General features: G+C 73.3%; 17 protein-coding genes. 6 read left to right on the top strand and 11 right to left on the bottom strand.

Annotated features, from left to right (window positions below):
* Positions 1–12: 12 nt before the first annotated feature.
* On the bottom strand, positions 13–1260 hold the full coding sequence (locus tag OO47_RS25440) for an extracellular solute-binding protein (protein ID WP_030219871.1): 1248 nt from the start codon (positions 1258–1260) through the stop codon (positions 13–15).
* Between the two features lie 277 nt (positions 1261–1537).
* On the opposite strand from OO47_RS25440, the gene OO47_RS25435 reads away from it, so the two are divergent.
* Positions 1538–1753, top strand: coding sequence for a dodecin (locus OO47_RS25435; RefSeq protein WP_030219873.1), 216 nt, complete (start codon positions 1538–1540; stop codon positions 1751–1753).
* Between the two features lie 34 nt (positions 1754–1787).
* Here the strand turns inward: OO47_RS25435 and OO47_RS25430 are convergent, their stop codons facing one another.
* Complete coding sequence (locus OO47_RS25430) at positions 1788–2276, bottom strand: phosphatase domain-containing protein (protein ID WP_030219874.1); 489 nt, start codon at positions 2274–2276, stop codon at positions 1788–1790.
* A 113-nt stretch (positions 2277–2389) separates the two neighbouring features.
* Here OO47_RS25430 and OO47_RS25425 point away from each other — a divergent pair, with 113 nt between their 5' ends.
* The 4 genes from OO47_RS25425 to OO47_RS25410 all read left to right on the top strand — a co-directional run bounded on the left by OO47_RS25425 (position 2390) and on the right by OO47_RS25410 (position 8246).
* Entirely contained in the window at positions 2390–3568 is a 1179-nt protein-coding gene (locus OO47_RS25425; protein ID WP_078489903.1) for an MsnO8 family LLM class oxidoreductase, read from the top strand.
* 9 nt (positions 3569–3577) lie between these two features.
* The gene (locus OO47_RS25420; RefSeq protein WP_030219880.1) at positions 3578–6016 is read left to right on the top strand and encodes an excinuclease ABC subunit UvrA; all 2439 of its coding nucleotides are present in this window, start codon (positions 3578–3580) and stop codon (positions 6014–6016) included.
* 331 nt (positions 6017–6347) lie between these two features.
* A complete protein-coding gene (locus OO47_RS25415; protein WP_030219882.1) occupies positions 6348–7469 on the top strand; it encodes a M23 family metallopeptidase in 1122 nt (373 codons plus the stop codon).
* A 75-nt stretch (positions 7470–7544) separates the two neighbouring features.
* Positions 7545–8246, top strand: coding sequence for a GNAT family N-acetyltransferase (locus OO47_RS25410; protein ID WP_030219885.1), 702 nt, complete (start codon positions 7545–7547; stop codon positions 8244–8246).
* A gap of 93 nt (positions 8247–8339) precedes the next feature.
* Here OO47_RS25410 and OO47_RS25405 read toward each other — a convergent pair whose 3' ends face one another.
* The 7 genes from OO47_RS25405 to OO47_RS25375 form a co-directional block, all read right to left on the bottom strand.
* Positions 8340–10136: a lysyl oxidase family protein gene (locus OO47_RS25405; RefSeq protein WP_030219887.1), complete on the bottom strand. Its 1797-nt coding sequence runs from the start codon at positions 10134–10136 to the stop codon at positions 8340–8342.
* A 190-nt stretch (positions 10137–10326) separates the two neighbouring features.
* Positions 10327–11817, bottom strand: coding sequence for an MFS transporter (locus OO47_RS25400; RefSeq protein ID WP_030219889.1), 1491 nt, complete (start codon positions 11815–11817; stop codon positions 10327–10329).
* Between the two features lie 210 nt (positions 11818–12027).
* The gene (melC2, locus tag OO47_RS25395; RefSeq protein ID WP_030219893.1) at positions 12028–12855 is read right to left on the bottom strand and encodes a tyrosinase MelC2; all 828 of its coding nucleotides are present in this window, start codon (positions 12853–12855) and stop codon (positions 12028–12030) included.
* A 23-nt stretch (positions 12856–12878) separates the two neighbouring features.
* Positions 12879–13259: an apotyrosinase chaperone MelC1 gene (gene melC1 / locus OO47_RS25390; RefSeq protein WP_030219896.1), complete on the bottom strand. Its 381-nt coding sequence runs from the start codon at positions 13257–13259 to the stop codon at positions 12879–12881.
* A gap of 309 nt (positions 13260–13568) precedes the next feature.
* The gene (locus tag OO47_RS25385; RefSeq protein ID WP_030219899.1) at positions 13569–14318 is read right to left on the bottom strand and encodes a succinate dehydrogenase/fumarate reductase iron-sulfur subunit; all 750 of its coding nucleotides are present in this window, start codon (positions 14316–14318) and stop codon (positions 13569–13571) included.
* Entirely contained in the window at positions 14315–16273 is a 1959-nt protein-coding gene (locus OO47_RS25380; protein ID WP_030219902.1) for a fumarate reductase/succinate dehydrogenase flavoprotein subunit, read from the bottom strand. Before OO47_RS25380 ends, OO47_RS25385 begins: the two co-directional genes overlap by 4 nt.
* Positions 16274–16275: 2 nt before the next feature.
* A complete protein-coding gene (locus OO47_RS25375) occupies positions 16276–17001 on the bottom strand; it encodes a succinate dehydrogenase (protein WP_078489902.1) in 726 nt (241 codons plus the stop codon).
* 96 nt (positions 17002–17097) lie between these two features.
* Between OO47_RS25375 and OO47_RS25370 the strand changes: the two genes are divergently transcribed.
* Complete coding sequence (locus OO47_RS25370; RefSeq protein ID WP_030219904.1) at positions 17098–18003, top strand: LysR family transcriptional regulator; 906 nt, start codon at positions 17098–17100, stop codon at positions 18001–18003.
* Between the two features lie 23 nt (positions 18004–18026).
* Here OO47_RS25370 and OO47_RS25365 read toward each other — a convergent pair whose 3' ends face one another.
* Positions 18027–20192, bottom strand: coding sequence for a putative bifunctional diguanylate cyclase/phosphodiesterase (locus OO47_RS25365; RefSeq protein WP_033210273.1), 2166 nt, complete (start codon positions 20190–20192; stop codon positions 18027–18029).
* Positions 20189–21001 carry an SAM-dependent methyltransferase gene (locus OO47_RS25360; protein ID WP_030219908.1) on the bottom strand — a complete coding sequence of 271 codons (813 nt, stop codon included), beginning with the start codon at positions 20999–21001 and terminating at the stop codon, positions 20189–20191. Before OO47_RS25360 ends, OO47_RS25365 begins: the two co-directional genes overlap by 4 nt.
* Positions 21002–21843: the final 842 nt, after the last annotated feature.

The raw sequence follows: 21843 nt of genomic DNA, 5'->3' as shown, positions 1-21843 counted from the left end.
GAACGCTGAATGCTATTCGGCGAGGGTGTCGGTGATCGCCTCGGAGGCCTTCCGCGCCGCCTTGACCGGGTCCTCGCCCTGGAGGACGGCCGTCATGTAGGGCTTGATCGGGTTGTCCGCCTCGACGTTCGCCCACTGCGGGGAGTTGGGGGTGGCCCGGCCGCGCGCGGCGCCCCGGGCCATGACGGCGGTGGCCTCCTGGCCGGCGACGACGGAGGCGAGGCCCTTCTTGTTGGGGACGTAGCCCATGGCGCGGGCGAGTTCGGTCTGCCACTTCTCGCCGGCCATCGCCTTGACGACGTCGAGGGCGGCGGTGCGCTGGGGCGCGTTCTCCGGGATGATGAGGTCGGAGCCGCCGGTGAAGACGACGCAGGGCTGGTCGGCCTTCTTGCCGGGTATCGGGAAGTAGCCGAGCTTGTCCTTGAGTCCCGGGTTGGCCTTGAGGACGGCGGCGACGGCGCTGGGGGTGGCGATGAGCTGGGCCACGTCGCCCTTGGCGAAGACGTCGGCCTGCGGCGGGTTCTGCTCGTCGGCGTTCTTGGGGCCGGAGCCGAGGGACTGGAGCTCCTTGTAGAACGCCATGCCGCGCTGGGCGGCCGGACTTTCGAGGGCGCCCGTCCACTGGCCGCCCTTGTCGACGGCCAGTTCGCCGCCCTCGTCCCAGATGAAGCCGGAGAGGGTGTACCAGTCCTGGCCGGCGAGGTAGATGCCCTGGGAGCCGTTCTTGTTGAGCTTCTCGGTGTCGGCGAGCCACTGGTCGCGGGTGGCCGGCGGCTTGTCGATGCCGGCGTCCCGGAAGAGGTCCTTGTTGTAGATGACGATCCGGTTGGCGGCGTACCAGGGGATGCCGTACTGGGAGCCGCCGATGCTGCCGGGCTCGGCGAGGCCGGGCAGCCAGTCCTCGCTGCCGAGGTCGCGGACCGACTCCAGGGTGAGGTCGTAGAGCTTGTCGGTGTCGGCGTACTGGGCGACCTGGGTGTTGCCGACCTCGATGACGTCGGGTCCGCCGGGGCCCACGATCGCCTCGGTGACCTTCTTGCCGATGCCGGTCCACTCCTGGATGGTGAACCGGAGTTCGACCCCGTCGTGCTCCTCCTCGTACGCCTTCTTGAAGCGTTCGACGAAGTCCTCGCTGGCGCTGTCCCGCATCAGCCAGATGTTGACGGTCTTCGTGCCCTCGCCGCCCGGCAGCATTCCGCAGCCCGGGAGAGCGAGCGCGGTGGCGGCTGCCAGGGGGCAGACGAGACGGCGGTTCTTCACGTGGGTCACCTTCTGCGGTTCAGCACAGGGTCGTGCGGTAGGGGGCTGACCCGGCATGGGGGGACCGAACGGGGTGTTCGCGCGGGTATGTGGCCTGGATTCTGGTCTGGACCAACGGGATGGTCAAGTCCCCGACCATCCCGTTCCGCCCCCCGGAAGGCCGTTCTGTTCCCTTACCGCCGGTAATTCCCCGTGGGCCGCGGGGAGGTCGTCGTGTCGCGCCCCGGCGCGCCCTGGGGCACGGTGGAGGGAACGCACCGAGAGGAGTCCGTCCCCCATGTCGAACCACACCTACCGCGTCACCGAGATCGTCGGCACCTCCACCGAGGGAGTCGACCAGGCCATCCGCAACGGCATCGAACGCGCCTCGCAGACCCTGAGGGGCCTCGACTGGTTCGAGGTGACGCAGGTGCGCGGCCACCTCGTCGACGGCGCGATCGAGCACTACCAGGTCGGCCTGAAGGTCGGCTTCCGCCTGGAGGACGAGACCTGACCGCCGGGGCCGGGACCTGGCTCCGCACGCGGCGTCAGGTCCGGCCCTCCACCTCCTGCGCCTCCCTCAGCGTCTCGGAGGGGGCCGCCCAGCCGGCCCGCACGACGGTGAAACCGGCGGCCTCGGCCGCGTCGCAGACCGCCGTGTCGTCGTCGACCAGCATCCTGACCGGGCGGTCGGCGGCGAGCCGGCGCAGGATCTCCACCTTGGTCACCCGGGCCGGCCGGAAGTCGCGGTTGCGCCGCATGTGGACCGGCCCGGCCGGGAGCCCCTGCTCCGCCAGCCAGTCCACGGTCGCGCGGCGGCACCGCTCCGGCCGCCCCGTGAGGTAGACGACCTCGCACTCCCCGGCCGCCTCGCGGCACAGCGCGACGCCCTCCTCCAGCGGCGGGTCGTCCGGCGCCGCCGCGAAGAACGCGTCCCAGTCCTTGGGCCTCCGCTCCAGGAAGTGCCGGCGGTGCGCGGTCGCGGCGAGGGTGTTGTCGAGGTCGAAGACGGCGAGGGGTCTGTTGTCCTGGGTCACGGGGCCAGGGTAGGAGGCGGGGCCCCCTCCGGGGACGGCGGCCGGGAGCGGGCGCCGGGGCCTCCCGGCGGGGCGGCCGGGAATCCCCGGGACCCCACGGCGTTGAACCCTCCGTGAGCAGCTTTCCCGACGACGTCCGGTTCTCCGTCCTCGACCGCTCCCGCACCCGGGAGGGCGAGGACGCCCCACAGGCGCTGCGCGAGACCGTGCGCCTCGCCCGGGAGGTCGAGGCCCTCGGCTACCACCGCTTCTGGGTGTCGGAGCACCACGGGGTGCCCGGGGTCGCGGGATCGGCCCCCACGGTCCTCGCCGCGGCCGTCGCCGCCGCGACCTCCGCCGTCCGCGTCGGCACGGGCGGGGTGATGCTCCCGAACCACCGCCCGCTGGTCGTGGCCGAGCAGTTCGGCGTCCTGGAGTCCCTCTTCCCCGGCCGGATCGACATGGGCGTCGGCCGCTCGGTGGGCTTCACCGACGGCGTCCGCCGGGCCCTGGGCCGGGACAAGGACGAGGCCGACCGGTTCGGGGAGCAGCTTTCCGAACTGCTCGGCTGGTTCACCGGCGGGCAGACGGCCCACCCCGGAGTGCACGCGCGGCCCGCCGAGGGCCTGCGGGTCCCGCCCTTCGTGCTCGCGACCGGTGAGGGCGCGGCGATCGCGGCGGCGGCCGGGCTGCCGCTGGTCGTCGGCGACCTGCGCGGCCGGGACCGGCTGCTGGCCGCCGTCGACGCGTACCGGGCCGGCTTCCGCCCGTCCCGGTGGGCCGCCGAGCCGTACGTGGCCGTCGCCGGGACGGTCGCGGTGGCCGCCACCGAGGAGGAGGCCCGGCAGCTCCTCGTCCCGGAGGCGTGGGCGATGGCGCACTCGCGCACCCGGGGCGTGTTCCCGCCGCTCGACGCGCCGGAGCGGATCGAGGCGCGGGAGATGACGGAGAAGCAGCGCGGCTTCTACGAGGCGGGGCTGCGAGGGCACGTGCACGGCACGGAGGAGCAGGTCGCCGAGGCCCTGGAGCGGGCGGTGGAGCAGACCGGGGCGCAGGAGGTCCTGGTGACCACGAGCACGTACGACCGGGAGGCGCTGAGCGCGTCGTACCGGCGGCTGGCACGGGCGGTGGGGCTGCGGCCCCGCGCCCTTCCGGAGCGCCCGGCCGACCGCACCCTCCGGGAGGCCCCGGCCGACCGCACCCTCCCGGCAAGCCCGGCGGACCGCGCCTTCCCGGAGGCGCCGGCCGACCGTGCCCTTCCGGAAGCCCCGACCCGCCGCACCCGCCCGGAGCAAACGCCGGATAATGGATAAAGTCGGATCATGCACGCCAGCCCCCACGATCCGTACGTCCGCGTCCGCGGTGCCCGCGAGCACAATCTCGCCGGGGTCGACGTCGACATCCCCCGCGACGCGCTCGTCGTCTTCACCGGGGTCTCCGGCTCCGGCAAGTCGTCGCTCGCCTTCGGCACGATCTACGCCGAGGCGCAGCGGCGCTACTTCGAGTCGGTGGCGCCGTACGCGCGGCGGCTGATCCACCAGGCGGGGGCGCCCTCGGTCGGCGAGATCACCGGCCTTCCGCCGGCGGTCTCCCTGGAACAGCGGCGGTCGTCGCCGAACGCCCGCTCGTCCGTGGGCACGGTCACCACCCTCTCCAACTCGCTGCGGATGCTGTTCTCGCGGGCCGGCCGCTACCCGGAGGGGGCCGGGCGGCTGGACTCCGACGCCTTCTCGCCCAACACGGCGGCGGGCGCCTGCCCCTCGTGCCACGGACTCGGGCGGATCCACGAGACCAGCGAGGAACTCCTCGTACCGGACCCCGGCCTGTCGATCCGTCAGGGAGCCGTCGCCGCCTGGCCGGGCGCGTGGCAGGGGAAGAACCTGCGGGACGTCCTCGACGCCCTGGGGTACGACGTCGACCGGCCGTGGCGGGACCTGGCCGCGAAGGACCGGGAGTGGATCCTGTTCACGGACGAGCAGCCGGTCGTCACGGTGCACCCGGAGCGGGAGGCGGGCCGGATCCAGCGCCCGTACCAGGGCACGTACACCGGCGCCCGGCGGCTCGTGCTCCGCACCTTCTCCGACTCCAAGAGCCCGGCCCTGCGCGCCAAGGCGGAACGGTTCCTCACCAGCGCGCCCTGCCCGGTCTGCGGCGGCGGCAGGCTGCGGCCCGAGGCGCTCGCGGTCACCTTCGCGGGCCGGACCGTCGCCGAGCTGGCCGCGCTGCCGCTGACGTCCCTGGCCGGGATCCTCTCGACGGCGGCGGCCGGGCCGGACGCGACGGAGACCGCGCGGGTGCTCACCGGGGACCTCGTCGCCCGGATCGGGACGGTGACCGAACTCGGGCTCGGCTATCTGAGCCTGGACCGCGCCACCCCCACCCTCTCCAACGGCGAACTCCAGCGGCTGCGACTCGCCACCCAGCTGCGCTCGGGGCTCTTCGGCGTGGTGTACGTCCTGGACGAGCCGTCGGCGGGGCTGCACCCGGCCGACACCGAGGCCCTGCTCGTGGTCCTCGACCGGCTCGGGGCGGCGGGCAACTCGGTCTTCGTGGTCGAACAGCACCTCGACGTCGTCCGGCACGCCGACTGGCTGGTGGACGTCGGACCCGGGGCCGGGGTGCACGGCGGGCGGGTGCTGCACAGCGGTCCGCCGCGCGAACTGGCCGGCGTCGAGGAGTCCGTGACCCGCCGGTTCCTCTTCGACCGGGAGCCCGTGCCCGCGCGGACCGTGCGCGAGCCCGCGGGCTGGCTGCGGACGGGGCCGGTCACCCGGCACAACCTGCGGGGAGTGGACGCGGCCTTCCCGCTCGGGGTGTTCACCGCCGTCACGGGCGTCTCCGGCTCCGGCAAGTCCACCCTCGTGGACGCGCTCGTGGACGCGTTCACCGGGCGGGAGGAGGGCGCAGGGCAGGAGGGGGGCGCAGGGCAGGAAGGAAACGCCGGGCGGAAGGAGGGCGCCGGGCGCCTGGTGACGGTGGACCAGCGGCCCATCGGCCGCACCCCCCGCTCCAACCTCGCCACGTACACGGGCCTGTTCGACGTCGTCCGCAAGCTGTTCGCGGAGACGGAGGAGGCGAAGGCGCACGGGTACAAGGCGGGCCGCTTCTCCTTCAACGTGCCCGGCGGACGCTGCGAGACCTGCCAGGGCGAGGGGTTCGTCTCGGTCGAGCTGCTCTTCCTGCCCAGCACGTACGCGCCCTGCCCCGACTGCCACGGCGCCCGCTACAACCCCGAGACCCTGCGGGTGCGGCTGCGCGGCCTCACCGTCGCCGAGGTCCTGGACCTGACCGTGGAGTCCGCCGCCGCCTTCCTCTCGGACGTCCCGGCCGCCACCCGGAGCCTGCGCGCCCTCCTCGACGTGGGCCTCGGTTACCTGCGGCTCGGCCAGCCCGCCACGGAGCTCTCCGGCGGCGAGGCCCAGCGCGTCAAGCTCGCCTCGGAGCTCCAGAGGCCGCACCGCTCCCCCACCCTGTACGTGCTGGACGAACCGACCACCGGGCTCCACCCGGCCGACGTCGAGGTCCTGATGCGCCAGCTCCACGGCCTGGTGGACGCCGGGCACTCGGTGGTCGTCGTCGAGCACGACATGGACGTGGTCGCCACCGCGGACTGGGTGGTCGACCTCGGTCCGGACGGCGGCGACCGGGGCGGCCGGATCGTGGCCGAGGGTCCGCCGGAGCGGGTGGCGGGGGCGGCGGACAGCCGCACCGCGCCGTATCTGGCCCGGGCGCTCTCCGGGGTCGCCCCGCAGCGCTCCTGAGGGGGCGGGAGCCGGCGGTCCCTCCGGAGGACCGGCCCCGGCGCGGGCATCCGGCCACCGCCGTCGGGCCGGTCGCCCCACCGCCATCGGGTCGATCGGTCCACCGCCATTGGGCCGATCAATGGCGACGCCTTGACATGGTTGACGCGCGTTGACAAGGAGGGCCACACTCGGTCAGGTACACGACAAATTGACGGGGAGTCATGTCGTGCGCGGACGCGTTCCGCGTTCTCGCCTCCCCCGGGTTCCCGCTCGTTCCGGCACCGCACCGCACCGCACCGGAGCCCGCCTTCCGGCAGGCCCTTCTCCCCCGCGCGAAAGGAACACCGCCGTGCTCTCCGGCCTCCCCGTGAGAATCGCCGTCACCGCCCTCGCCGTCACCGGCCTGCTCGCCGCCGCGCCGTCGGCGCCGACGACCCCCCGGGTTCCGGCCGCGGCCTCCGCGCCCGCCGCCGGCTCGCCGTCCTCCGGCGTCGCCGTGAAGATGCCGACCTCCGTCGCCGACCGCCTCGGCACCGACCGGAAGGCCCTCGTGGACGCCGTCTCCGCGGACGTCCTCTCCCGGGCCCGGGACACCGGGGGCCTCGCCCCGGCGACCGCCGCCGGCAAGCTCGCCGCCGAGGGCCGCAAGGTGGTCGTCGACGTGCGCACCGTCACGCGCGACTGGGCCCGCGGCGTCGCCTACGTGGAGGCCTCACGCGCACGGCACGGCGCGCCGGAGGGCTGGCTGTACCTGGCCCACCGCGAGAACGGGCGATGGGTCTCCGGCCTCGAAGGGGACCCCGAGTTCGCCGCCCACGTGGCCGGTTCCCCGCTGGTCGGCGCGGCGGAACGGCGGACCATGGCGGCGTACGCCGAACGCGCGGCGGCACCGCGGACACGGATGCCGGCCCCGGAGGCGCATGAGGCACAGGTGTCCCCGGCCGGGGCCCAGGCCAACACCAACGGCCTGCTGCTGCCCTGGATGCCCGATCACCACATGACCCTGACCGGCGGCCCGCACGCCCACGACAGCGCGACCGGGCACTGGAGCGCCCTCGACTTCGCCGGCGGCAACGCCGGCGGCCTGGTCCGCTCGTCCCGCGAGGGCACGGCGACCTCGATGTGCGGCGCGGGCGGCGGCTGGACGCGGGTGATCCACCCCGGCGGCTTCTCCACGGACTACTACCACATGCGGAACGCGACCTACTACAACGGGACGTCGATCGCCCGCAGCGCCCTGCTCGGCAGCATCGGCACCGACACCTGCGCCGGCGGCTCCGCGACCGGGCCCCACGTGCACTGGAGCCTGCGCACGTACGACGCCGGCCACAACGGCCAGTACACCTGGCTGAACGGCCGCACCATCGGCGGCTGGGCCTGGTGGAACGGCTCCGGCCAGTACTCCGGCTGCGGCACCCGGCTCGGCGTCACGGCCTGCCCCGGCACGGCGCTCTACAACCGCACCGGCTGACCGGATCCCGGACCCCTCGGCGGCGCTCCCCGGGCCCTGTGGAACAGTGGCGGTCCCGAGGAGAGGCGGCACACGATGACGAACGGCGGGGGCGACGGCCTCGCGGTGCTCGACGACCCGGTGGGCGAGTCCCTGCGCGGCCGTCACGCGGAGCTCGGCCGCCGGCACGGCAAGGCCGCCGCGTACCTGCCGGAGGTGGCGACCTTCTCGTCGGTGCCCGCCGACGCGGACGCGGCGGCCTGGGCCGACCTCGCCCGGCTCCTCGGCCGGGACGCCTTCGCCGACATGTTCGGCTGCGCGGCCGCCCCGCCGCCGGACTGGGAGCCGGTCTTCGTGCTCGAAGGGCGGCAGATGCTCTGGTCCGGCGGCGGTCCTTCCGGTGCCGCCGACGCGGGCGTGGTCGAACTCGGCGCGGCCGACGTGCCCGACATGCTCGACCTGATCGCGCGCACGCGGCCGGGGCCGTTCCGGCCGCGCACCCGCGAGCTGGGCACGTACCTCGGGATCCGCGACGGCGGCCGGCTGGTGGCCATGGCGGGCGAGCGGCTCCGGCCGCCGGGCTGGACCGAGATCAGCGCCGTCTGCACGGACCCCGAGGCACGGGGCCGGGGGCACGCCGCCCGCCTCGTGGGCGCGCTCGCCGACCGGGTCCTGGCCCGGGGCGAGCGCCCCTTCCTCCACGTGGCCGAGAAGAACGCCGCGGCGATCGCGCTCTACGAACGGCTCGGCTTCACCAGCCGGAAGCACGTGACCTTCCGGGGCTTCCGCACCCCGTGACCACTCCCCCGGTATCCCCGGCGTACGCGGTGTCCGCGGTGTTGGCGGTGTTGGCGGTGTTGGCGGTGTTGGCGGTGTTCGCGGTGTTCGCGGTCAGTTCGCGTTGACCAGGTCGTGCGCCGGGACCGTCACGGTCCGCTTGCCCGGCTTGCCGCCGAGGACGACCTTGCGCAGGGCGCTGTTGTTGTTCAGGTTCGTCTCCTTCAGCCGCTTGGCCGGGTTGGCCAGGACCTGGATGTAGTAGGTGCCGTTGGGGACGTCCGTGATGTCGAAGGACTGGCCCGGCAGGTCCTGGGTGTAGGTGTCGCCGGAGCCGACGTCGAGCACTTCGCGGACGGAGATGGAGTTCTCCTGTCCGCAGGCGGTGGCGAGGTCGGTGTTGTTCGGGTGCCAGTTGGCGTTCTTCACCGTGTAGTCGACGGCGTCGGTGTTGGCCAGGCAGAAGGCCTCCTTGCCGCTGCGGACCGCCTCCTTCTTGTCGGCCTTCAGGAGCCGGTAGCTGGCGAAGTCGGTGAAGTGCCAGTGCACGTGGCCGGGGCGCGGGTCCCACTCCATGGTGCCGGTCGGGGTGTAGCCGACCTGCTTGCCCTTGGCGTCGTAGAAGTACTGGTAGGCGTCCATCTTCGCCTTGCCGGGCGAGCGGAAGCCGTCCACCACGAGCTGGGCCGGACCGGCGTTCCAGACGTTGGCGCTGAAGGCCAGGTAGTCCTTGCCGGGGACGTTCTCCGTGCCGTCGCTGATGGTGATGCCGTACGCGGGCAGCGAGCGCAGGTCGGGCTTGGGGACGTCCGGGACGGAGGGCTTTCCGGTGGGCCGCTCGGCGGCCGGCGCGAGGGCGGGCGCCTTGCGCGAGCCGTCGGTCCGCCCGGGCACGTCGCCGGCCCGCGCGCCGGCCGCGTCGGCGCCCCGCGCACCGGCGAGGGCGGCCTGCTGCTTCTTCAGCGCCCACGGCAGGGCCGGCGGGGCGGCCGTCAGCGGTCCGTGGCCCACGTTGTACGAGGGGGTGGCGCCGCTGGTCTCGGGGGCGCCGGCCTGGACGGGCTTCACCGGGCCGCCGTGACCGGCGTGACCGGCAGGGGCGTGGTGGGCGGCGCCGTGACCTGCGTGCCCTCCGGCCGTACCGTGCCCGGCGTGCTCCCCGGCCCCGGCCGACCGTGCCGCGGAGACCCCTTCGCCCTCCTCCCAGCTGCGCTCCTGGACGGTCACCTTCACCGTCGCGGGCTTGTCGGCGATGCCGAAGAGGTCCCGGTACTTCTTGGCGACCCCGATCCTGGCCGTGTACGTGCCGGCGGCGAGCTTCACCGGCCGGGTGTAGGAACCGGCGTAGGTGTTGGAGGCCCACCCCTTCTCGACGCCCCACACGGAGCCGAGGGTGAAGGGGTTGGTGGGGCAGCTCTCCGGATACTTCGAGGTGGCGGGCGCGTCGGGCCTGATCCGGCCGCTGGCGTTGTTCGGGCAGAAGCTCTCCGTGCGGCTGACGACCTTCTTGCCCGCCTTGTCGGTGAGGGTGATCTCGGCGAAGCCGGGCAACCCGGAGAAGTCCTTCACGGTGCCCGCGGGCAGCGCCTTGGCCTTGGCCTTGCCGCCCTCGTACACGGTCTGGGTGACGGTCACCGGGTCCTTGTAGGACTTCCGGGTCACCTTGAGCTCCAGCGGCGTCCCCTCCGCCGTCAGGTAGGTGCCCAGGTCCAGGTAGACGCCCGGGTCCTCCTTCCAGGAGGTGAGCGTGACCGAGCCGGTCGCCGCGACGAGGCTCAGCTTCGGTCCGGTCGCCGCCTTCGCCTGCTCCGGCGCGGCGGTCATGAAGCCTGCCGTCACGGCCATGGCGGCGACGGCCGTGGTGCCGGCGAGCAGGGGCCGCCGCAGCCGGGTGGTGCGCGTAGTGGTCATCGTGCCCTCGTTCTCGACGCTGTGGGAAACCGGTCCGGCGGGACGGGGTGGCCGTCCGGCCGGTGCGGTGCGAGGCGTTCGCCGCGCCCGTGCGGTGAGAGGAGAGGACCCGGCGCCCGGTTGGCCGGGGCACCGAATTCGTCGGGATGTTGGCCGAATAGTGCCGCTGCGAAGAGGAGGGGCGGACGGATCAGCGGCGCGGCGCGGGTTCGTCACGCGCGGCGGCCCCGTCGCGCGGGGCGGCCCGCCGGCCCGCCAGCACGTCGGCGACGGCGACGGCGAGCGCGGCCCCGACGAAGGCGATCGAGACGAGGAGGCCGTGGTCGTAGGCGGTGGCCCAGCCGTCCCGGGCCACCTGGCCGAAGAAGACGGCGCCGACCGCGGCGATGCCGACCGCCGAGCCGACCCGCTGGCCGGTCTGCAGGGTGCCGCCGGCGCTGCCCGCGCGGGGCACCGGCACCTCCGCGAGGGTGAGGGTCTGGTTCGGGGCGATCACCAGGCCGCTGCCGAGCCCCGCGAGGAGCAGCGGGGCGAGCATCGCCCAGCCGGCGCCCCGGCCGGGCACCTGGTGCACGGCGAACGCCGTCCCGGCGAGGCCGACCGCCACCATCGCCAGGCCCACCACCACGAGCGGCCGGCCGAAGCGGTCCACGAGCCGGCCGCCGATTCCGGCCGCGATGCCCGAGCCCAGGGCGAAGGGGGTGATGGTGAGCCCGGCCTGGAGCGCGGTGTAGTGCAGTCCGCTCTGGAGGTAGAGCGTGCTGACGAAGAAGATCGAGGTGAAGCCCGCGAAGTAGAGCAGGATGAGGAGCGAGCCGAGCCAGTAGGACCGGACGCGGAAGAGTTCGAGGTCGACGAGGGGTTCGTTGCCCGACCGGGCGCAGCGGCGCTCCCACCGGACGAAGACCGCGAGGAGCAGGGCGGAGACGGGGACGAGCAGGTACTTGCCGTTCCCGGGCCACTGCTGGGACTGCACGAAGGGCAGCAGCAGGGCGAGCACGGCGGCGCCGAGGAGCAGGACGCCGACCGGGTCGAGGCGGCGGAGCCGTACCGGCTCGGCGCCCGGGGTGTCGGGCAGCAGGCGGCGGGCGAGCAGCAGGCACACGATCCCGATCGGGAGGTTGACGTAGAAGACCCAGCGCCAGCCCTGCTCCGGGCCCGCCGTCTGGATCAGGAGGCCGCCGAGGAGGGGGCCGACGGCGGTGGAGATGCCGACGACGGTGCCGAACATCCCGAAGGCCCGGCCGCGCTCGCGCCCCTGGAACATCTGCTGGATGAGCGCGGAGATCTGGGGCGAGACGAGGCCGCCGGCCACGCCCTGGGCCAGCCGGGAGATCACCAGCCAGGTGCTCGACTGGGCGGCTCCGCAGGAGGCCGAGGCGAGGGTGAAGAGCGCGAGGCCGACGATGAAGACGCTGCGCCTGCCGCGCGCGTCGCCGAGGCGGCCGGCCGGGATGAGGAAGAGTCCGAAGGCGAGCGCGTAGCCGGAGAGCACCCACTGGAGGTCCGACTCGGGGGTGTCGAGGCCGGAGCGGATGGAGGGCAGGGCGACGTTCACGATCGACACGTCGAGCAGGGTCATGAACCCCGCCACGAGGCAGACGCCGAGCGCCTTCCACCGGTTCGGATCCGGTTCGTCCTGCCCCCGGTGCGGGGTCTGCGCCGACTCTTGCCGGGTCACGTGTCCTCCTGGTTCCCTCGGGTGCGGCCCGGTGGACGGCGCGCGTCACGGGCCGTGCGCGCCTCCCGGGCCGCGAAGACCCGGGTACCCGGCGGGTGGCCTCCCGATTCCTCCTTTTCACCGCGATCATCCGTTGATGTGGGCAAATGCCCGGGTGCCCGTGCGGGGCACCCGGGCCGGGGCGGCGGCCCCGGGAGCGGTCCGGGACCGTCAGGCCGCCGTGTCGAAGGTGTAGTGGGGCGTGTGGTCCAGCATGTCCGCCGGGGTCACGTCGTTCCACGGGCGCATGGTGTCGTGGAGGTCCACGACGTTCCGGGTGCCCGCGGCCGGCAGGTACGGCGAGCCGGGGTGGCGGGCCTGCCAGTCGGCCCACAGCTTGTCGACGAAGGCGTGGTGCAGCCAGAAGACGGGGTCGTTGGGCGAGACCCCGGTGGCCATCTGGCCGCCGACCCAGACGTGGACGCGGTTGTGGAGGTTCACCCCGCGCCAGCCCTCCAGGTGGTTGCGGAAGCCGTCGGAGGCGCTGTTCCAGGGGGCGGTGTCGTAGGTCTCCAGGGCGAGGACGGAGTCCACCTCGGCGCGGGTGGGGAGCTGTCGGCCGCCGGCGCCGAGGTCGCGGCGGAGGAAGTCGCGCCCGTCGACGCGGACGGTGATCGGCCAGCGGTTGCCGGACCGGGCGAAGGGGCCGTCGGTGACCTGTCCGTCGCGGGCGCGTCCGGTGCCGCCGAGGAAGTCGGGCGCCCAGAGCGAGGAGCGGGGGGTGCGGTCGGCGGTCCAGTCCCAGTAGGGCAGGGTGACGGTCGCGTCGACGGACTTCAGGGCGGCCTCGAACTCCAGGAGGAAGCGCCGGTGCCAGGGCAGGAAGGACGGCGAGCGGTGGCCGACGCGGTCGCCGTCGTCGGTGTCGCCCATGATGAAGGCGTTGTGGGTGGTGACGAAGGCGTCGTACCGCCCGGAGCGCTTGAGCTCCAGGAGGGCGTCGACGAAGCGCCGCTTCTCGTCGGCGGTGAGGGCGGCCTGGTTCTTGCGTACGGTCATGGTGGTGTCCGTTCCTGGATCGGTCAGCCGAGGGCGAGGGGGACGAGCGGGGCGCCGCGGAGTTCGCGGACGGCCGCGCGGGCCAGCTCCCTGGGCGTGGCGACGGGCTCGTAGTGGTGGATCACGCTGATCCAGGTGCCGTCGGCGTTCCGCATGACGTGCAGTTCCCGGCCGTCGACGGTGACGGCGTAGCCGCCGCCGTGGTGTCCCCTGTGGTGGCCGCCGCCGTGCGCGGGCCCGCCCTGGATGCGGCGGCCCTGGTAGACCTCGTCGAAGGAGGCCGGGTCGGTGGCGGCGGCGCGGGGCGCGGCGGTCGCGGCCGGGCCCGCCTGGGCGAGGACGGCGACGGCGCCCGCGGCGCCTGCCGCGACGCCGAGGGCGCGGCGGCGGGTGATGCTGGACATGAGGTACCCCCAAGTGGTCTGTGCGACCGGGGGTTTGGTCATATGCCCCCGGCAGGGGCCATCAGTACCCGGGGGTGGGAGCGCGGCAGAAATCACCGGGGGGCGGTTGGCCGCGAAGTGGTCAACTTGTTATGAAAAGTACAGATTTGAACGGAGTTGATCTTGCTGTTCGCACGCACGGAAGCACCCCGGAACGAAGATCTTACGGAGAAAGTGGCATTCCTGTGAATGATCTTTCGCTCCGGGGTGCGGGGTGTGGCGGGGGCCACGCCCCCGGATTGTCCGGATCCGGCCTCGCCTCGACCGGCCTCAGCCGCGGCCCGCCTTCCTCCGGGCCCGCAGCCACTCCCGGTTCATCGCCGAGATCGACGGCAGCGGGATCCCCTTCGGGCAGGCCGTCGCGCACTCGCCCGTCAGGGTGCAGCCGCCGAAGCCCTCCGCGTCCATCTGGGCCACCATGTCGAGGACCCGGGTCTCGCGCTCCGGGGAGCCCTGGGGCAGGACGTTGAGGTGGTTGACCTTGGCCGAGGTGAAGAGCATGGCCGAGCCGTTGGGGCAGGCCGCCACGCACGCGCCGCAGCCGATGCACTCGGCGTGCTCGAAGGCGGAGTCCGCGTCGGCCTTGGGGACCGGCGTGGCGTGGGCCTCGGGGGCCGCGCCCGTGGGCACGGAGATGTAGCCGCCGGCCTGGATGACGCGGTCGAAGGCCGAGCGGTCGACCACCAGGTCCTTGACGACCGGGAACGCGGAGGCGCGCCAGGGTTCGACGTCGATGGTGTCGCCGTCGCGGAAGGAGCGCATGTGGAGCTGGCAGGTCGTGGTGCGCTCGGGGCCGTGGGCGTCGCCGTTGATGACGAGGCTGCACGCGCCGCAGATGCCCTCGCGGCAGTCGTGGTCGAAGGCCACGGGGTCCTCGCCGCGCAGGATGAGTTCCTCGTTGAGGGTGTCGAGCATCTCCAGGAACGACATGTCGGGGGAGATGCCGTCCACCTCGTAGGTGGCCATGGCGCCGTCGGCGTCGGCGTTCCGCTGGCGCCAGACGCGCAGGTTGAGCTTCATGCGTAGCTCCGCTGGGTGGGGTGGACGTACTCGAAGGTGAGTTCCTCCTTGTGGAGGACCGGTGCGGCGCCGTCGTTGAACTCCCAGGCCGCCGCGTAGGCGAACTCGTCGTCGCGGCGGGCCGCTTCGCCGTCGGGGGTCTGGGACTCCTCGCGGAAGTGGCCGCCGCAGGACTCGGCGCGGTGGAGCGCGTCGAGGCACATCAGCTCGGCGAGCTCCAGGTAGTCGACGATCCGGTTGGCCTTCTCCAGGGACTGGTTGAACTCCTCGCCGGTGCCGGGGACCCTGATCCGGCGCCAGAACTCCTCGCGGATCCCGGGGATGCGGGCCAGGGCCTCGCGCAGCCCCTCCTCGGTGCGGGCCATGCCGCAGTGCTCCCACATGAGTTCGCCGAGTTCGCGGTGGAAGGAGTCGGGGGTGCGGTCGCCGTCGACGGAGAGCAGGAGCCTCAGCCGGTCCTCCGTCTCGGCGAGCACCTGCCGGGCGGCCGGGTGGTCGTCGGTGACCGGTTCGGCGTGCGGGTGGCGGGCGAGGTAGTCGTTGATGGTGGCGGGCAGGACGAAGTAGCCGTCGGCCAGGCCCTGCATGAGGGCGGAGGCGCCGAGCCGGTTGGCCCCGTGGTCGGAGAAGTTGGCCTCGCCGATCGCGAAGAGGCCGGGGACGGTGGTCTGGAGGTCGTAGTCGACCCAGAGCCCGCCCATCGTGTAGTGCACGGCGGGGTAGATCCGCATGGGGACCTCGTACGGGTCCTCGGCGGTGATCCGCTCGTACATGTCGAAGAGGTTGCCGTACTTCTCCTCGACGGCCCCGCGGCCCATGCGCCGGACGGCGTCGGCGAAGTCCAGGTAGACGCCCTGGCCGCCGGGGCCGACGCCGCGCCCCTCGTCGCAGACGTTCTTGGCGGCGCGGGAGGCGATGTCGCGGGGGACGAGGTTGCCGAAGGAGGGGTAGATGCGCTCCAGGTAGTAGTCGCGCTCGTCCTCGGGGATCTCGGCGGCGGGACGGGTGTCGCCCTTGGCCTTCGGGACCCAGATGCGTCCGTCGTTGCGCAGCGACTCGCTCATCAGGGTCAGCTTGGACTGGTGGTCGCCGGTGCGCGGGATGCAGGTGGGGTGGATCTGGGTGAAGCAGGGGTTGGCGAAGTACGCGCCGCGCCGGTGGGCCCGCCAGACGGCGGTGGCGTTGGAGTTCATCGCGTTGGTGGAGAGGTAGAAGACGTTCCCGTAGCCGCCGGTGGCCAGGACGACGGCGTCGGCGTAGTGGGTGGAGACCGTGCCGGTGACCAGGTCGCGGGCGACGATGCCCCGGGCCCGCCCGTCGACGACGATCAGGTCGAGCATCTCGGTGCGGGCGTGCATCTCGACGTGTCCGGCGGCGATCTGCCGGGAGAGCGCCTGGTAGGCGCCGAGGAGGAGCTGCTGCCCGGTCTGGCCGCGGGCGTAGAAGGTGCGGGAGACCTGGACGCCGCCGAAGGAGCGGGTGTCGAGGAGGCCGCCGTACTCGCGGGCGAAGGGGACGCCCTGGGCGACGCACTGGTCGATGATCTCGACGGAGATCTGGGCGAGGCGGTGGACGTTGGACTCGCGGGCCCGGAAGTCGCCGCCCTTGACGGTGTCGTAGAAGAGGCGGTGCACCGAGTCGCCGTCGTTGCGGTAGTTCTTGGCGGCGTTGATGCCGCCCTGGGCGGCGATGGAGTGGGCGCGGCGCGGGGAGTCCTGGTAGCAGAACTGGACGACGTGGTAGCCCTGTTCGGCCAGGGTGGCGCCGGCGGAGCCGCCCGCGAGACCGGTGCCGACGACGATGATGCGGTGCTTGCGCCGGTTGGCGGGGTTGACCAGCTTCGCCTCGAAGCGGCGGGTGTCCCAGCGTTCGGCGACGGGTCCGGCGGGCGCCTTGGTGTCGGTGATCGGCTCACCGAGGGCGTAGTCGGCGAAGTTCGTGTTCGGGGAACTCACGGTCAGCTCACCACTCCGGTCATGACGGCGACGGGGACGGAGACGAAGCCCGCGGTCAGGGCGAGCGCGAGGCCGTTGGCGAGGCCCCGGAGGAGGCGTTCGCGGCGTGCGTTGCCGACGCCCAGGGTCTGGGCGGCGCTCCAGAAGCCGTGGCGGACGTGGAGGCCGACGGCGAGCATGGCGACGAGGTAGATGACGTTGCCGTACCAGGTGGAGAAGGTGTCCACGACGTTCTGGTAGGGCCTGCCCTCCTCGAAGCCGCCGGTGTGCACGGTGCCCGTGGTCAGGTCGAGGACGTGCCAGACGATGAACAGGGCGAGGATGATCCCGCCCCAGCGCATGGTGCGGGTGGCGTACGAGGCCCGCCTGCGGCGGTGGACGTACGCGGTGGGGCGCGCCTTGATGTCGCGCCGGCTGAGCTGGTACGCGGAGACGGCGTGGGCGCCGACGGCGGCGAGGAGCACGATCCGGACGAGCCAGAGGGCCCACTCGTGGTGCAGGAGCGGGGCACCCATGACGCGCAGCCAGTGGGCGTACTCGTTGAACTCCTCGGGGCCGAAGAAGACCTTGAGGTTTCCGGCGACGTGGGCGACGAGGTAGCCGAGCATGATCAGCCCGCTGACGGCCATGACCGTCTTCTTGCCGAGCGTCGAGGAGAGGAATCCGCGTGACGGTGTGGGGGACGGCGGGCGGCCCGCCGTCCGGTTCCCCGTGGGTGCCAGAGCCATGCCGTCGAGGTTAGGGCCGAAGGGCCCGAGAGGTCCAAGACATGGTCCGGCTGATCTCGATAGGCTTTACCTATGCGTATCGCCTAGGCTGGGGCCATGCAGTTCCAGCAGCTCCTCTACTTCGTCGCCGTGGCCGAGACCCGGCACTTCACCCGGGCCGCCGAGCGGGTCCACGTCTCGCAGCCCTCGCTCTCCCAGCAGATCAAGGCCCTGGAGCAGGAGCTGGGCGCGGAGCTGTTCAGCCGGGCCCGGGGGAACATCACGCTGACCGACGCCGGGGAGGCCCTGCTGCCGCTGGCCCGCCGGATCCTCGCGGACACGGAGACGGCCCGTCTGGAGGTGCAGGAGCTGGCCCAGCTCAGGCGGGGCCGGGTGCGGCTCGGCGCGACCCCGAGCCTGTGCACGGGGCTCCTGCCGGACGTGCTGCGGGTCTTCCACGACCTGCACCCGGGGATCGAGCTCCTGATCGAGGAGAGCGGCTCGCACGACCTGGTGCGGGAGCTGGCGCGCGGGGCGCTCGACCTGGCGCTCGTGGTGCTGCCGCTGCCGACCCCGTCGCCCGCCCTGACCACGGTCGAGCTGCTGCGGGAGGACCTGGTGGTGGTCTCGGCCGCCTCGGAGCCGGCGCCCCGGCGCCCGGTGCGGATCACGGACCTGCGCGACCAGCCGCTCGTGATGTTCCGGCACGGCTACGACCTGCGGGAGCTGACGGTGGCGGCCTGCCGGGCGGAGGGGTTCGAGCCCTCGTTCACCGTCGAGGGCGGGGAGCTGGACGCGGTGCTCGGTTTCGTACGGGCCGGGCTCGGGCTCGCGGTGGTCCCGGCGATGGTCGCCGCGCGGGCCGGCCGCGACCTGCGGGTGACGGCCCTCGCCCGGCCGGGCCTGCGCCGGACCATCGCGCTGGCCCACCGCAGCGACGTGGCGCCGCCGAGGGCCGCGCGGGAGCTCCAGCGGGTCCTGCTGGCCTCCCGGAAGGTGCGGCCGGGGGGCACGTCCGTCTGACCTGCCCCGTCACACCGTCCTCGTCACACCGCGTCCGCCAGGAGCAGGGAGTGGATGCGGTCCGGGGCGCCGGGGCGGGCGTAGTACCAGCCCTGCGCCGTGTCGCAGCCGAGCTCGCGGAGCTGGCGCGCCTGCGCCCCGGTCTCCACGCCCTCGACGGTGACGGCGAGCTCCAGGCTGTGGGCGAGCGAGACGATCCCCTCGACGATCTTCAGGTCGACCGGGTCCACCGGATGCTGCTGCATGCCCCGGGTGAAGGAGCGGTCCAGCTTGAGGACGCTGACCGGGAGCCGCCGCAGGTTGGCCAGGTTCGAGTAGCCGGTGCCGAAGTCGTCGAGCGCGATGTCGACGCCCATCTCGGCGAGCTGCCGCAGCGGCTTCAGAAGGCCCTCGTCGGCGCCGATCAGGGCCGACTCGGTCACCTCCAGGCAGAGCGCGCCCGGTTCGAGCCCGGAGCGCTCCAGGACGTCGACGGTGTCGGCGACCAGGCGCGGGTGGTGGAGCTGCGTCGGGGAGAGGTTGACGTTGATCCGCAGCGGGCCGCCGTCGGTGTGCCGGGCCTGCCAGAAGCGGGCCTGGCGCACGGCCTCCTGGAGCACCCAGCGGCCGAGCGGCACGATCAGGCCGGTGTCCTCGGCGAGCGGGATGAAGCGGTCGGGGCCGAGCACCCCGTGCTGCGGGTGGCACCAGCGGACCAGCGCCTCCGCGCCGTGCACGCTGCCGTCCCCGAGGTGGACGAGCGGCTGGTACTCGATGAAGAACTCGCCGCGCTCCAGGGCGGCCGGCAGGGCGGTGGTGAGGCCGTGCCGGGTGATGGCGCGGGCGTCGGCCTCGGGGTCGGCGAGCTCGAAGCGGTTGCCGCCCGCCGACTTGGCCCGGTACATGGTGATGTCGGCGCTGCGCAGCACCTCGGCCGGGGTCCGCTCCCCCGCCGGGCCCTCGACCACGCCGAGGCTGCCGCGCACGGTCAGCTCGCGGCCGTCGATGCGCAGCGGGGTGGCGAGGGCGGCGAGGATGCGGTCGGCGAGGTCGGTGACGTCCCGCTCGCCGCCGGAGCCGGTGGTGAGGGCCACGAACTCGTCCCCGCCGAGCCGGGCCACCATCTCGTTGGCCCCGGTGACGCAGCTCTGCAGCCGGTCCGCGACCTCCACGAGGAGCCGGTCGCCGGTGGAGTGGCCGAGGCTGTCGTTGATGACCTTGAAGCCGTCGAGGTCGAGGTAGCAGAGGCCGAAGCGGGCGTTGTCGCCGGGGGCGAGCGCCTTCTCCAGTCGCTCGAAGAACAGGGTCCGGTTGGGGAGTCCGGTGAGGGCGTCGTGGGTGGCCTCGTAGCGCAGGCGCAGATGGAGCAGGCGCCGCTCGGTGGTGTCCTCCAGGAGGGCCAGCTGGTACTGGGGGCGGCCGTCGGCGTCCCGGAGGAGCGAGACGGTGAGGTTGGTCCACAGAACCGTTCCGTCACCCCGGTAGTACGGTTTTTCCACCCGGTAGTGCTCCCGCTCGCCGCGGACCAGCTCCTCGTACAGCCTCCAGACGTGCGGCCCGTCCTCCGGGTGGACCCACTCGCTGACCTTGCGGCTGCGCAGCCGGCCCTCCATCCCGCCGAACATGCGGGTGAGGGTCTCGTTGACCTCCAGGAGGTTGCCGTCGAGGTCGGCGATGCCGATGCCGATGGCGGCCCCGTCGAAGACCGCGCGGAAGCGGCTCTCGGTGGCGTGCAGGGCGATCTCGGCGGCGGTGCGGGCGGCGAGCGCGGAGCGGGCGATGGCCTCCTGCTCGGCGAGGGTCCGCTCGCGCAGGGCCTGGGCGTAGCCGGTGGCCATGCCGTGCTGGAGCCGGGCGCAGCGGGCCCGGAGCTCTTCGGCCGGCAGGTCCGACTCCGTACCGCAGTAGAGCACCAGGTACGAGTCGACGACGCCGAGGCTGCGGCCGAGCGCGTCCGGGTCGGTGCAGTGTGCGGCGACCAGGGCCGCGCCGGCGCGCTGGGCCGGGGCGGTGTCGAAGGGCCGGGCGTGCAGGGCGTCGTACAGGGCGCGGGCCGGCGGCAGCAGGTGCACCTCGAACTCGGCCCGGGTGAGCGACGTGGCGGTCACCGGGAAGATCGCGCGGCTCCAGATGGTGACGAACCGCCTGAGTCTGTCCTCCGGGCCGTCGGCCTCGGCGCCGGAACCGGCCGGCTGGGACGGGACCTTCACGCCTTGCGCCCCACCCCTGCGAGGCCGGAGAAGGTGTGGGGATCCTCCTCCTCGACCGGGCTCTCCGGACGCCAGACGGGCAGCGGGACGAGACCGGGCTCCAGCAGCTCGGTGCCCTCGAAGAAGCGGGCGACCTCCGCGCCCGAGCGCATCACCAGGGGGTTGCGGATGTTCCGGTAGACCCCGACGGTGCCGCCGGCCTGCTCCTCCAGGAAGGGGATGCCCTCGTACGAGGCGTGGGTGAGGATCAGGAAGCTGCCGGGCGCGAGGGCGTCGATCAGCTCGGCGACGGCCTCGTACGGGCGGTCGTGGTCCTCCAGGAAGTGGAGGACGGCGACGAGGAGGAGGGCCACCGGCCGTTCCAGGTCGAGGAGTCGGGTCACCTCGGGGCTGTGCAGGATGTCGGCCGGCTTGCGCAGGTCGGCGGAGACGACGGCGGCGCCCTCGATGCCCTCCAGGACGGCGCGGCTGTGGGCGACGGCGACCGGGTCGTGGTCGACGTAGACGACCCGTGCGGACGGGTCGGCGGCGCGGGCGACCTCGTGCACGTTGCCGAAGGTGGGTATGCCGGAACCGATGTCCAGGAACTGGGTGACGTCGTTGTCAACGGCGTGGCCGACGGCGCGCCTCATGAACGCCCGGTTCGCCTGCATGATCTTGGGGAGGCCGGGCATGAACTCCATGGCCTTGCGGGCCGCTTCCCGGTCGACCTCGAAATTGTGCGAGCCGCCCAGGTAGAAGTCGTACATTCGGGACACGCTCGGCACCGAGATGTCGATACCCGGCGGAGCCCAGGCGGGACGCTCCATCATTGTCTCCAACAAGTCGCCGTGGGGATACGGCCATGTGTTCGCGGCCGGTGTTCGAGGTGAGGCTACTGATCGCCCGCCGGGAGGGCGAGTGGAAACGGAAATTCGCGGTCCGTTCTTGGTCACACGCCCTTGACACGTGCGCGCGGAACGCCGACTTCACGCCTTCGGACCGTGCATTTTCACGTGCATGTGACCGTGCGTCGGTTCCGCCCGCGGTTCCGTCCGCGCCCGGAAGAGGAGCCGGAGCCCTTTCCCGGCTGGGGTGTTGCCGCGATCGGGGCCCTGCCGACGGTGCAGGGTGCCTTGTCGGCGGCGCCGCCCGACAGGGCGACAACAGGACAGTTCTTCCTCCGGCGACCGAAACGGTTCCCGTCGTGAATCGGAGTGCGCGGCGATACCCGGGCATTGCGCCGAATCCGCCTACTGTCCGATAGAACGTCAAGTCCGCGCACTCGAACATCCCCTCCATCCGGCGAATCCGCCGGGATTCCGCCCCGGCGCACGCCACCCGGGATCAAGCTCGACGGCGTGTCTCTGTACGGATCACTCCTCGCGCGGCCGCTGGCGGCCCTGGCGCTCGTGTGGCTGCTCGCCGCCCCCGCGCCCGCCTCCGCCGACGCCTGCGCCCACGCCGTGACCGGCCCCGGCGGTGCGCACACCGCGGTGGCGTCCGCCGGGTCGGGCGGGTGTCATCACCACCACCCTCACCATCCCCCGCACCCGCACCCGCACCCGCACCCGCACGAACCCAGCCCCACGCCGACGCCGACTCCTCCGCCGACACCCACGCCCACGCCCACGCCACCCGTGTGCCCGTCCCCCAGCCCCACTCCCACCCC

It is taken from the genome of Streptomyces bikiniensis, assembly GCF_000716625.1.
In the GTDB taxonomy this organism is placed as follows: Bacteria; Actinomycetota; Actinomycetes; order Streptomycetales; family Streptomycetaceae; genus Streptomyces; species Streptomyces bikiniensis.
This window is presented reverse-complemented; position numbering and strand designations above follow the sequence as displayed.